General features: G+C 73.7%; 8 protein-coding genes and 1 pseudogene. 3 read left to right on the forward strand and 6 right to left on the reverse strand.

The features are described from left to right. Window positions 1-767: 767 nt before the first annotated feature. The 5 genes from RIM90_RS00115 to RIM90_RS00135 form a co-directional block, all read right to left on the reverse strand. Complete coding sequence (locus tag RIM90_RS00115) at window positions 768-1,289, reverse strand: hypothetical protein (RefSeq protein ID WP_309058390.1); 522 nt, start codon at window positions 1,287-1,289, stop codon at window positions 768-770. Window positions 1,290-1,568: 279 nt separating this feature from the next. Next, window positions 1,569-3,788: a catalase/peroxidase HPI gene (gene katG / locus RIM90_RS00120; protein WP_309058391.1), complete on the reverse strand. Its 2,220-nt coding sequence runs from the start codon at window positions 3,786-3,788 to the stop codon at window positions 1,569-1,571. 32 nt (window positions 3,789-3,820) lie between these two features. Further along, the gene (locus RIM90_RS00125) at window positions 3,821-4,258 is read right to left on the reverse strand and encodes a Fur family transcriptional regulator (protein ID WP_309058392.1); all 438 of its coding nucleotides are present in this window, start codon (window positions 4,256-4,258) and stop codon (window positions 3,821-3,823) included. A gap of 134 nt (window positions 4,259-4,392) precedes the next feature. After that, on the reverse strand, window positions 4,393-5,274 hold the full coding sequence (locus RIM90_RS00130; RefSeq protein ID WP_309058393.1) for a YegS/Rv2252/BmrU family lipid kinase: 882 nt from the start codon (window positions 5,272-5,274) through the stop codon (window positions 4,393-4,395). Between the two features lie 65 nt (window positions 5,275-5,339). Further along, the gene (locus RIM90_RS00135) at window positions 5,340-6,932 is read right to left on the reverse strand and encodes an FAD-binding oxidoreductase (RefSeq protein ID WP_309058394.1); all 1,593 of its coding nucleotides are present in this window, start codon (window positions 6,930-6,932) and stop codon (window positions 5,340-5,342) included. Between the two features lie 73 nt (window positions 6,933-7,005). Here RIM90_RS00135 and RIM90_RS00140 point away from each other — a divergent pair, with 73 nt between their 5' ends. Then, window positions 7,006-7,644: a TetR/AcrR family transcriptional regulator gene (locus RIM90_RS00140; RefSeq protein WP_309058395.1), complete on the forward strand. Its 639-nt coding sequence runs from the start codon at window positions 7,006-7,008 to the stop codon at window positions 7,642-7,644. Beyond that, a complete protein-coding gene (locus RIM90_RS00145; protein ID WP_309058396.1) occupies window positions 7,641-9,236 on the forward strand; it encodes a glycerol-3-phosphate dehydrogenase/oxidase in 1,596 nt (531 codons plus the stop codon). Before RIM90_RS00140 ends, RIM90_RS00145 begins: the two co-directional genes overlap by 4 nt. Before the next feature lie 215 nt (window positions 9,237-9,451). On the opposite strand, the gene RIM90_RS00150 is transcribed toward RIM90_RS00145, so the two are convergent. Continuing rightward, a complete protein-coding gene (locus RIM90_RS00150) occupies window positions 9,452-11,503 on the reverse strand; it encodes a discoidin domain-containing protein (protein ID WP_309058397.1) in 2,052 nt (683 codons plus the stop codon). A 236-nt stretch (window positions 11,504-11,739) separates the two neighbouring features. Between RIM90_RS00150 and RIM90_RS00155 the strand changes: the two are divergent. Beyond that, a pseudogene (locus RIM90_RS00155) lies at window positions 11,740-12,032 on the forward strand (hypothetical protein); the annotation flags it as partial.

Here is a 12,032-nt window from a genome sequence, read left to right on the forward strand (position 1 = left end):
TGCGCGCACCTGGCCGGATGAGCAGCTGAAGGAGCTCTTCGGCGAGGGTTTCCCCGAGTTCGTCACGGCCGACCGGCTGGTGAAGGAGTACATGGGCCGGGTCGGGGAGTGGTTCGCCGATCCGAACCTCACACTGGTGGACGAGAACGAAGTGCCGGTCGCCTCGGGCTGGGGCGTTCCGATCCGCTGGGACGGCAGTCGCGAGACGCTCCCCACGGGCTACGCCGACGCCCTCGTCTATGCCGTCGAGGGCCGTGAGCGGCGGGTGGCGGCCGACATCCTGGTGATCTGCGGCGCGATCGTCACCCCGTCGCTCGAGGGACGCGGCCTGGCGGGAGAGACCCTCAGGGCCCTGCGTCGGACGGCCGGTGACGCAGGCCTGGCCCGGGTCGTCGCCCCGGTCCGGCCGACGATGAGGGCGCGGTACCCGCTGACGCCGGTCGAGACCTTCATGAGGTGGAGCCGCGAGGACGGGACGGCTCTCGCCCCCTGGATCCGGACGCATCAGCGTCTCGGTGCCGAGATGCTGTCGGCCGCTCCCGCGTCGCAGACCATGACCGGCACCGTCGCCGAGTGGGAGCGCTGGACCGGGATGGCCTTCCCCGAGTCGGGTGACTACGTGATCCCGGAGGGACTCAGCCTGCTCCGGATCGACCGCTGCGCCGATCAGGGCGTCTACCGGGAGCCCCACGTCCGGATGCGGCACAGCCGAACGGCGGTGCCGTGCCGCCGACGGGGGACGGACACCGTCGCGATGCCCGTCCGGGTCACGCCGCGCGCCTGCGCTCCCTCGCCACGCGTATCGACGCGGGCGGCTGGACGCGGACGGCCGGGCGGACCCGGTACGTCGTCCGGTTGGGGTCCACGACGGGCTCCCCGAGCACGAGCCGCCCGGCCGCGTACAGCTCGTCGCATTCGGCGGTGGGCAGGGCGGCGTAGCCGCCTCCCCTGCCGGTGGCGGGGTCGATCGGGCGCCAGTAGCTGTACCGGCGGCGGCCGTTCGCGTACACGGTGACGTAGGTGGGGGTGCGGGGGTCGGAGACGATGCGCAGCACGTCGACGCGGTCGGGACCGAGCGAGGCGCGCGGACGGGAGGGGGCGGTCCGGAGCACGGTCGCCGACGGTCCTCCGCGGGCCCGGCCCATGGGGGCACCGGGCGGACTGACGGCCGTGGCGGTCCTCGCGCCTCCGGTGGCGGCCGCGCCCGGTTCGGCGGCCGTCCGGGGGCGTCGGCGGCGCGCGGTCGGGAGGACGACGAGGGCGTTCGCCTGGTCGACGGTGGAGAGCATCAGCAGTACCTTTCCGGAGCCGGGACTCGAGACCGTCTACCCAGCGAGGCGCCGGTGTTGATCTCTTTTTCCGATCATTGTGCAACCCCGCACCGACAACGTCACGACGACACGGCCGGGTAAGCCACCAGCGAAAGATCATCTCGCTTTTTCCCGTGCGCGGAACAGGAGTTGGCGGCTGCCCTGCCCGTGCCGTGCGGGCGTCGGCGGGGGCTCGCACGTCCGGGCCGGCCCGTGGGGCCGGCCCGGACGCCGTGCGGATCGGTCGGGGTGGAGAGATCAGACGAGGTCGAACCGGTCGAGGTTCATGACCTTGTCCCAGGCCTTGACGAAGTCGCGCACGAACTTCTCCCCCGCGTCGTCGCTCGCGTACACCTCGGCCAGGGCCCGCAGCTCGGAGTTGGAACCGAAGACCAGGTCGGCGCGGGTGCCGGTCCACTTGATCTCGCCGGTGGCCGCGTCCCGGCCCTCGAACACGGTCCGGTCCTCCGAGGTCGCCCTCCACGTCGTGCCCAGGTCGAGCAGGTTGACGAAGAAGTCGTTCGTCAGGCGGCCCGGCGTCTCGGTGAACACGCCGTTCTGCGACTGCTGGTGGGTGGCGCCCAGGACGCGCAGACCGCCGACGAGGACGGTCATCTCCGGGGCGCTCAGGGTCAGCAGGTTGGCGCGGTCGAGCAGCAGGTACTCGGCGGGCAGCCGGTTGCCCTTGCCGTGGTAGTTGCGGAAGCCGTCGGCCGTCGGCTCCAGCGCGGCGAACGACTCGACGTCGGTGTGCTCCTCGGTCGCGTCGACCCGGCCCGGGGCGAACGGCACCTCGATGTCGTACCCGGCGTCCTTGGCGGCCTTCTCGACGGCCGCGCAGCCGCCGAGCACGATCAGGTCGGCCAGGGAGACCTTGCGCGGGCTGGTGCCGTTGAAGTCCCGCCGGACGCTCTCCAGGGTGCGCAGCACCGTGGAGAGCCGGTTCGGGTCGTTGACCTCCCAGTCGCGCTGCGGCTCCAGGCGGATGCGGGCGCCGTTGGCACCGCCGCGCTTGTCGCTGCCGCGGAAGGTGGACGCGGACGCCCAGGCGGTGCCGACCAGGTCGGAGACGCTCAGGCCGGAGTCGAGGAGCCTGGCCTTGAGTGCCGCGACGTCCCCGGCGTCGATGACCTCGCCCTCGGCCTCCGGCAGCGGGTCCTGCCACAGCAGGGTCTCCTCCGGGACCTCCGGGCCGAGGAGCAGCGACTTCGGGCCCATGTCGCGGTGGGTCAGCTTGTACCAGGCGCGGGCGAAGGCGTCGGCGAACGCGTCGGGGTCCTCGTAGAAGCGGCGGGAGATCTGCTCGTAGACCGGGTCGAAGCGCAGCGACAGGTCGGTGGTGAGCATCATCGGGCGGTGCTTCTTCGACGGGTCGTGCGCGTCGGGGATGATCTCCGGGGCGTCCTTGGCGACCCACTGCTTGGCGCCGGCCGGGGACTCCGTCAGTTCGTACTCGTACTCGAAGAGGTTCTTGAAGAAGCCGTTGCTCCACCGGGTGGGCGTGGTGGTCCAGGTCACCTCGAGGCCGGAGGTGATGGTGTCGGCGCCCTTGCCGGTGCCGTAGGTGTTCTTCCAGCCGAGGCCCTGCTCCTCCATGGAGGCGGCCTCGGGGTCGGGGCCGACGTGGTCGGCGGGGCCGGCGCCGTGGGTCTTGCCGAAGGTGTGGCCGCCGGCGATCAGGGCGACGGTCTCCTCGTCGTTCATCGCCATGCGGCGGAACGTCTCGCGGATGTCGCGGGCCGCGGCGATCGGGTCGGGGTTGCCGTTGGGGCCCTCGGGGTTGACGTAGATCAGGCCCATCTGGACCGCGCCGAGCGGGTTCTCCAGTTCACGGTCGCCGGTGTAGCGCTCGTCGCCGAGCCAGGTGGTCTCCGGGCCCCAGTAGACGTCCTCCTCCGGCTCCCACGCGTCCTCGCGGCCGCCGGCGAAGCCGAAGGTCTTGAAGCCCATGGACTCCAGCGCCACGTTGCCGGCGAGGATCAGCAGGTCGGCCCAGGACAGGCTCTGGCCGTACTTCTTCTTCACCGGCCACAGCAGGCGGCGGGCCTTGTCGAGGTTGGCGTTGTCCGGCCAGCTGTTGAGCGGGGCGAAGCGCTGCTGGCCGGAGCCGGCGCCGCCGCGGCCGTCGCTGATGCGGTAGGTGCCCGCGCTGTGCCAGGCCATGCGGATGATGAACGGGCCGTAGTGGCCGAAGTCGGCCGGCCACCAGTCCTGGGAGGTCGTGAGCACCTCGGCGATGTCCCGCTTGACGGCGGGCAGGTCGAGCGACTTGAAGGCCTCGGCGTAGTCGAAGTCCTCACCGAGCGGGTTGGCCACCGGCGGGTTCTTCGCGAGGATCTTCAGGTTGAGCCGTTCCGGCCACCACTGGCGGTTGCCGCCCCCCTGCGTCGGGTGCAGGGCGCGCCCGTGGGCGACGGGGCAGCCGCCTTCACCGTCCGTCTTCGGGTCGGTGACGATTGCCTCGTGGTTCTCGGACATGGGATTCCTTCCGAACTAGGTGGATCACGTGCTCAGGAACTGGTGGCGCTGGAGCAGCCGGGGCACAGGCCCCAGTAGATGACCTCGGCCTCGTCGACCGCGAAGCCGTGGCCGTCCGGCGCGGTCAGGCAGGGCGCCCGGCCGACCGCGCAGTCCACGTCGGCGACGGCACCGCACGACCGGCACACGAGGTGGTGGTGGTTGTCCCCCACCCGGCCCTCGTACCGGGCCGGGCTGCCGGCCGGTTCGACACGGCGTACGAGTCCCGCCGCGGTGAGCGCGTGCAGGCCCTCGTACACCGCCTGCACCGAGACGTGACCGATGCGCTCGCGCACTCCGCGGACGATCGCCTCGACTCCGAGGTGGTCGCCCCGCCGGACGGTGTCGAGCAGGGCGATGCGGGCGGCCGTCACGCGCAGGCCGGCGCCGCGCAGCTCCTCGGCGGTGGTCGGCGGCCGGGATGCGGTCATGGGCAGAAACTAGCGCCCCAGACACGAACAATTCCAGAGAACGAACCGGTCCAGTCTTGAGACGTGTCCGGTAACGGCGGGTGACTCCCGAGTTGCGCACCGTCCTCACCGCGGCGCCCGGTCCGGCGACCGGGTCAGCACAGCACGCGCAGTGCTCCGGGCAGGACCCGGGCCGTCACCGGGAGGACGGCCTCGACCTCGCCGTCGGCGCCGTAGGGGACGTCGCGGTCGGCCGCGATGCGGATCTCCCGGCCCCGCAGGATCCGCACCTGGGGCCGGTGCACATGGGCGCCGGTCCGGAGTTCGTCCATCAGGGCGAAGAACAGCCGCCGGGGCGCCTGCCGGATCATGACGACGTCCAGCAGGCCGTCGTCCACCCGCGCGTCGGGCGCGATGACGCGGCCGGAGCCGTAGTAGCCGGAGTTGGCGGCCACCACCGTGTAGCCGGTGTGCGGGTGTTCCTCGCCGTCGACGGTGACCCGGTAGCGCGCCGCCCGCCAGGTGGTGACGGCCCGCAGTCCGCCCGCGTAGTAGGACGCGGAACCCCGCAGCAGCCCGGACCGGTTGGCGTGCCGGTTGGCGAGCGCGTCCACGCCGGCGTACACGCTGCCGAGGACGACGACGCGGTCGTGGACGGCCGATTCGACCTCGATGGTGTCGACGGGCCGAGGCGCGTGGTCGAGCAGGATCCGGGCCAGTGCGGCCGGGTCCCCGGGCAGCCCCAGTGCGCGGGCGAAGTCGTTGCCGCGGCCCGCCGGAACGAGGCCGAGCGTCGCACCGGTTCCGCTGAGGGCGCCGCCGACGCCTCCCGCGATGCCGTCGCCGCCGACGGCGAGGACGACACGCCCTTCTCGCCCGGCGTCGCGGGCCAGTTCCCGCGCGTGGGCCAGGCTGCGGCTGTACTCGGTCCGCAGGCCGGCCCCCGCCTCGCGGAGGTGCCGGGCCAGGGCGAGCAGCGCGGCCGCTGCGGTGGCTCCGCCCGCGGTGGGGTTGACGACGGCGGTGAACTGGCGCATCGGTGTTGTGCCTCCGGGGCGGGCCGACGGAAGGGGGACGGGCGCTGGGCCGGCGGGGGTGCGGTTCAGTCGGCGGGCAGGAGGACGCCCGGGTTGAGCAGTCCGGCCGGGTCCAGTCGCCGTTTCACCGCGCGCAGGGCGGCGACGCCCAGCGGGCCCGCCTCGCGGACGTACCAGTCCCGGTGGTCGGTGCCGACCCCGTGGTGGTGGCTGATGGTGCCGCCGGCGGCGAGGATCGCCTCGTTGGCGGCGTGCTTGGCGCGTGCCCAGTGCGCCACCGGGTCCTCGCCCCGGGCCGAGACCACGGTGAAGTACAGCGAGGCGCCGTTCTCGTAGACGTGGGAGATGTGGCACATCACCAGGGGCGGGGTGCCGGCCTCGGTCAGGGTGGCGGTGAGCGCGTCGCGGACGGAGGCGTACAGCTCGGGGACGCGGGACCAGAACGCCGCCGTCTCCAGCGTCTCGGCGAACGCCCCGGCGTCCAGGAGCGCGTCGCGCAGATACGGGGCCGAGTAGCGGCCGTGGACCCAGCGCCGGCCCGGCTCCTCGCCCAGGGGCGTGCCGCCGCTCTCGCGCAGCACGGCCGCGGCGCGTTCCCCGCGGTACGCGGTGTCCTCGTCCGTGCCCTCGTACCCGGCGATGGCCAGGCAGCCGGCGGACGTCTGCGGGCCGGAGCCGATCGCGTCGGGCTGCGCCAGGCCGATCAGCGTCTCGGTCTCGTCCGACAGGCGCAGTACGGTCGGACGCGGTCCGTCCTGGGCGAGCCGGCGCAGTGCGGCGGCGCCCTCCTCGAACGAGGGGAAGTGCCAGCCCTCGTAGCGACGGGTCTGCGGGACGGGGCGGACGCGCACCGTCACCGACGTGATGACGCCGAAGGCCCCCTCCGATCCCAGGACGAGCTGGCGCAGGTCGGGTCCGGCGGCCGAGCGCGGGGCGCGGCCGGTGTCGAGGGTGCCCTCGGGGGTGGCGAGGGTGAGGGAGAGCACCATCTCGTCGAAGCGGCCGTGGCCCGCGGACGCCTGGCCGCTGGAGCGGGTGGCGGCGAAACCGCCGATGGTGGCCCACTCGTAGGACTGGGGGAAGTGACCGAGGGTGAACCCGTGTTCGGCGAGCAGCGCCTCCGCCCGCGGGGCGCGCAGGCCGGGTTGCAGGGTGGCGGTGCGGGAGACCGGGTCGAGGGCGAGCAGGCCGTCCATGCGCCGCAGGTCCAGGGCGACGAAGGCGCCGCGCCGCTCGGGTGCGAGGCCGCCGACGACGGAGGTGCCGCCGCCGAACGGCACGACGGACAGGTCGTGTTCGGCGCACACGCGCAGCACGGCGAGCACCTCGTCGTGGCCGGCGGGCAGCAGGACGGCCGCCGGGACGTCGGTGACGTCGCCTTCCCGTATGCGCAGCAGGTCGGGGGTGGACTTGCCGCGCGTGTGCCGGATCCGCGTCTCCGCGTCGGTGCGCACGTACGCCTCGTCGCCCAGGGCGGTGACCAGGGCACGGTGCGCGGCGGGGGCCGGCCGGTCCTCGGGGACGGACAGGTCCTCCAGGGCGACGGGCCCGGTCTCGCGCGGCCTGACGCCGAGCAGGTCGCGCAACAGCCCGATCACCGTGTCGGGCAGCGGCGTCGCCTCGGCCGGGTCGCCCCAGCCGCTCCACAGCATGTCCATGGCTGTCGTCCTCACCGGTCGGAATGAGCGATGCCGTCACCCGACGGCCGCACGTGGCGTTACACTGTGACACATGACGCCTATTCGTCACAACGGTTCCCAGGGCTCCGACGGCGCCGGCGGTTCGGACAACGACGCGGTGCTCGACGCGGTGCTCGACGCGGTGCGCGACTGCGTCCTGGCCGTCGGTGTCCGCCGCACCACGCTGACCGACGTGGCCCGCCGCGCCGGGGTCTCCCGGATGACGCTGTACCGGCGGTGGCCCGACGTGCGGTCGCTGGTCGGGGACCTGATGACCCGGGAGTGGATCGGTGTGGCCACCGGGGCCATGCCCGAGCGCCGGCCGGGGCGGACCACGCGGGACGTGGCCGTCGACGGACTGGTGGCGGCGGTGCGCGCCCTGCGCGCGCATCCGCTGTTCCGGAAGATCCTCGACGTGGACCCCGAACTGCTCCTCCCCTATGTCCTGGACCGTCGCGGGGCGAGCCAGGAAGCCCTGCTGGAACTGCTGGCCGAGGCCCTGCGCGAGGGACATGCCGACGGTTCGGTGCGCTCCGCCCCTCCCGTGCGGCAGGCCCGGTCGGTGCTGCTGGTCGTCCAGTCCTTCGCCCTGTCCCTGCGGACCATGACCGACGAGGACGACCCCGACCTCACCTCCGAGGCCTTCCTCACCGAGCTGCGCGACCTCCTGGAGAGGACCCTCACGCCATGACCCCCCTCGGCGGACCGGCCCCCGCCCCGTCCCGCTCCTCCCTGTCCGCCGACCGGCGCGCGCGTGAACTGACCGATTCCGTGGGCGGCCCCGTCGTCGACGTGCTGGTCGTCGGTCTCGGCGCCACGGGTGCCGGGGTGGCTCTCGACGCCGCGGCGCGCGGGCTGGGCGTGGTGGCCGTCGACGCCCACGACCTGGCCTTCGGCACCTCCCGCTTCAGCAGCAAGCTCGTCCACGGCGGGCTGCGCTACCTCGCCTCCGGCCGGCTCGGCGTCGCCCACGAGAGCGCGGTCGAACGCGGCGTGCTGATGGAGCGCACCGCACCCCACCTGGTCCGCGCCCAGCCGTTCGTGCTGCCCCTCACCCCGCTGGTCTCCCGCGGTCAGGCCGCCCTGGCCCGCGCCGGGTTCCGGGCCGGCGACACCCTGCGCCTGGCCGCCCGCACGGCCCGGGGCACCCTGCCTCCGCCGCGCCGGCTCTCCGCGGTGGAGACCCGCCATCTGGCCCCCGCCCTGCGGGCCGACGGACTGCGGGGCGGCCTGCTGTCCTGGGACGGCCGGCTCACCGACGACGCCCGTCTGGTGACCGCCCTCGCCCGCACGGCCGCCGCACGCGGCGCACGCGTCCTGACCCGGGTCCGCGCCCTGGAGCTGACCGGGTCCGGCGCCCGGGTCCGCGACGAACTCACCGGCGAGGAGGGCGAGATCCGCGCCCGCGCGGTGATCAACGCCTCCGGTGTCTGGGCCGGCGGCCTCGTCGACGGCATCCGGATACGGCCGTCCCGCGGAACCCACCTCGTGCTGCGCCCCTCCTGCCTCGGCCCCCTGCCCGCGGGCCTGCACATCCCGATCCCCGGGGAGAACAACCGCTTCGTCCTCGTCCTCCCCCAGGACGACGGCCGGGTCTACGTCGGGCTCACCGACGAGCCCGTGGACGGCCCCGTCCCCGACGTGCCCCGGGCGCCGGAGACGGACATCGGCTTCCTCCTCGACGTCCTGTGCTCCGTCCTGGACGTCCCGGTCCGCCGCGACGACGTCGTCGGGGCCTTCGCCGGACTGCGCCCGCTGCTGGACGCCGCCGAGGACCGGCCCGGTGCGGCCCCGAGGACCGCCGACATCTCGCGGCGGCACGCGGTGTTCATCTCCTCCGAGGGCGTCGTCAGCGTCGTCGGCGGCAAGCTCACCACCTACCGGCGCATGGCGCAGGACGCCGTCGACACCGCCGTCCGCGTCCGCCGGCTGCCGGCCGGGCCCTCCGTCACCGCGTCCCTGCCGCTCGTGGGCGCGGCGCCCCCGCACGTCCTCGCCGCCCTGCCCGCGCCGCACCGCCTCGTCCGGCTCTACGGCACCGAGGCACCGGCCGTCCACGCACTCGCCGTACGGGACGCCCGGCTCGGCGAGCCCGTGCTGCCCGGACATCCGGTCACGGGGGCCGAGTTGCTGTGGGCCCTGCGCCACGAGGGGGCGCTGGACGAGAGCGACCTGCTCGACCGCCGTACCCGCATCGGACTGGTGCCGGCCGACCGGGACGCGGCGCTGAACGCCGTGCGCGAGCTGCTGGGTGACGCCCCGAATCGCGGCCGCACGAGGTGATTCCACCGGGGCCGCCGACGGCCCGGAGCGTCAACTCCGCTGTCCGGCAAGGGCATCGCGGGGAAAGGGGCGGTTCCTGATCATGCCCGGACGGGCGACACACCGAGCACGTTTCCCGCTGTCCTGCCCGCGCTGCGTGGCGCGGCGCGCGGGCGGGCTTCACCATGTCGTGCGAGGAGCGGACCGGCGGCACGCCGGCCGGGCGGGTGATGCGGTCACCCGCTGTGGACGCCGACCTCGCGGAGCGAGTACCCCCAGTCGGTACCCCGGGCCAGGAGCTGCACGCGGACGTGGCGGGCCGGTGCGGGGGTGAACGCGGCCGTGTCCAGGCCGCCGTCGCCAAGGGCCGTGGACCAGACGGTCCGCCAGGTCGTTCCGTCGGCGGAGAGGTCGACGCGGTACGACCTCCCGTAGGCCCGCTCCCAGTCGAGCGTCACGCGCCCGACCTGCCGCGTGGAACCGAGGTCGATCCGCAGCCACTGGTCGTCGCTCCAGTCGCTGGCCCAGCGGGTGCCCCGGTCGCCGTCGACCGCCCGGCCGGGCGCGTGGTCGGTGAACGGGTTCCACTCCGCCGAACTGGCCGTCGCCGGGGCGCCCTCGGCGAGGTTGACGCCGGCCCGGTGCCGCTCGGAGGCTCCCCAGGTGTCGAGGTAGGACTCCGCGCCCCGGAAGAGGTCGTCCACCACGTCCTGCCCGCCGACGCGCCGGATGTCCTCGATCCAGTCGGGGACGAGACCGTAGTGCGCGGCTCCGTCGGTGTTCAGGTCCCAGGTGCGCTCGCCGGTGGTCTGCCGGTCGATGACGGATCCGCCGTCGACGCTGCGGAAGGGGTACGTGACGGGGTTCGGGGCGTCCGCCCCGCGCGGGGCCGGCCAGCCGCCGACGCCGTTCATGTCCGTGCCGTAGCCGTAGCCCACGCCGTACTTGTCGCGCAGCGCCCGGGTGCGGTCCGCCTCCGCGACGAAGCCTTCCGAGCCGTGCATGTACTGGGCGACGAAGCCACCGAGCCCGTAGACCCGCTCGGTCCAGTCCAGGTCCATCCAGCTGTGCGACGAGATCACACCGGGGTACGACGCGGCCTCGAGGACGTCCAGCACCCGGCCGGTGGCCTTGACGCTCATGTGGTCGATCTCGAGCATCATGTTGCGTTCCATCATGCCGCGCACGGCGTACTCGCCGAGTTCGGTGAGCCCGCGGACGTTGCACCGGGCGTCCTCGTCGTACGCCGGGACCTCCACGCCCGCCGGGAGGCGCTTCTCCGCCCCGGGCGCGGCGACCCGGCCGATGGGGTTGTCGTGCTGGGGCCCCGTGCACCGCTCCGTCCGCCAGAAGGTGCCGGTCGACAGGAACTGCCCGACGTTGATCGCGGTGCCGAGCGCGCCCTCGTCGAAGCGGACCCCGCACAGCGCGTTGTCGAACTTGTGGCACAGGAACATGCTGCGCACGCCCAGCGCGTGCAACTCGTCCAGGCCGGCGTCGATGTCGTCCTTGTCGCACTGCGGGACGTCCAGGATCTGCTTGCACCCGAACGGTTCCGAGGTCTCGACCCCGAGGACGACCGCGAGCTTGCCCTGCTCGACGACCTCGCGGGCCCGCGCGCTGTCGGTGACGATCCGGAACCAGCCCTTGCCCGGGCCGCCGTACATCCCGTCGATGTAGGCCTGCATGTCGTACGTCAGCTTCGCCTGCAGCCGGATGGACGTCATCTCGTCGCAGCCGCGGTCCTTGAAGAAGTACACGGAGCAGATCACGCCGTTGGTGACGAGGTCGTTCACCAGCACGCGCTGTCCGCCGCGCCAGGCCCGCTCGATCCAGGCGTAGTAGTTCTGCTGGTGGGTCAGGGAGTCGTGCGCGGGCCAGTCCTCGAACGTGGGCCAGCCGACCGGATCGTGCCTGCCGTCACCGCCGTTGGTGATGAAGTCGAAGAGGGCGAGGGAGCCGTCGGGGTAGTGCTCGGGGCAGTCCTTGAGCGCGTCGGCGATCCCCTTCGCGGAGAACGGCCTGCCGCAGATGAGCCGGCCGCCGAAGGCCTCGTTGGACATGACGTGGTTGTGCGCGTCGACGAACCCGCGTACCTCGCCGTCGGCGGTCGTGCCCTTGAACGGTTCGCCGGTGACGTCGATCCGGGAGTCCGGCGCGGGCCGCGCGGCCGGCTCCCACCAGTCGCCGCCGGCCGCGGAACTGGGCGTGGGGCCGAAGGCCGCGGCCAGCACGAGGAGGAGCAGCGGTACGACGGCGACGCGGCGCCGTCTGCGATACGTGGTCATTGCGCACGCCCCTCCGACGACGGAGTTGTCATGGCCAGTGCAAGATATGGGCAGAGGATCGCCACTGGCGCGTACGGAGTCAAGAGTGCGGACCATCCGGCCGAACGGGTCCGGAGGGAACCGTCGCACCACTGCCGGTGCGCGTGTGGCCCGTGACACGACCCCGAGGGCCGCGACGGGCCCGGCGCGGGACGTCCCTCACGCCCCGAAGGCCCGCCGCATGCGACCTCGACACCATGGCCCTCGTACCCACCGGCATCCGCGTCTGCGCCGCCGCCGCACCGGTCCTCCTGTTGCCGTACGGCGTGTTCCGGCCGATCGGCGGGCGGGACGGCGAGCACGGACCGGGCCTCGCCCGGAACGTCGGGCACACGCTGCTCTTCGTCGGCTTCGTGCTGCTCGGCGTTCTGATCGTCGGGTTGCACCGGCTGGTCCGCGGCGCCGCGGGACGGACGCGGCTCGCCGCGCACGCGGCCGCGGCGGCAGGCTCGTTCGGCGTCGGCTGCTTCCCCTGGGTGATCCTCGGCGA

It is taken from the genome of Streptomyces sp., assembly GCF_031181555.1.
GTDB lineage: Bacteria > Actinomycetota > Actinomycetes > Streptomycetales > Streptomycetaceae > Streptomyces > Streptomyces fimbriatus.

Excerpts from the sequence above, each read along its gene's own strand:
- RIM90_RS00115 (WP_309058390.1), bottom strand. The coding sequence starts at position 1,289 with ATGCTCTCCACCGTCGACCAGGCGAACGCCCTCGTCGTCCTCCCGACC.
- katG (WP_309058391.1), bottom strand. The coding sequence starts at position 3,788 with ATGTCCGAGAACCACGAGGCAATCGTCACCGACCCGAAGACGGACGGT.
- RIM90_RS00125 (WP_309058392.1), bottom strand. The coding sequence starts at position 4,258 with ATGACCGCATCCCGGCCGCCGACCACCGCCGAGGAGCTGCGCGGCGCC.
- RIM90_RS00130 (WP_309058393.1), bottom strand. The coding sequence starts at position 5,274 with ATGCGCCAGTTCACCGCCGTCGTCAACCCCACCGCGGGCGGAGCCACC.
- RIM90_RS00135 (WP_309058394.1), bottom strand. The coding sequence starts at position 6,932 with ATGGACATGCTGTGGAGCGGCTGGGGCGACCCGGCCGAGGCGACGCCG.
- RIM90_RS00140 (WP_309058395.1), top strand. The coding sequence starts at position 7,006 with ATGACGCCTATTCGTCACAACGGTTCCCAGGGCTCCGACGGCGCCGGC.
- RIM90_RS00145 (WP_309058396.1), top strand. The coding sequence starts at position 7,641 with ATGACCCCCCTCGGCGGACCGGCCCCCGCCCCGTCCCGCTCCTCCCTG.
- RIM90_RS00150 (WP_309058397.1), bottom strand. The coding sequence starts at position 11,503 with ATGACCACGTATCGCAGACGGCGCCGCGTCGCCGTCGTACCGCTGCTC.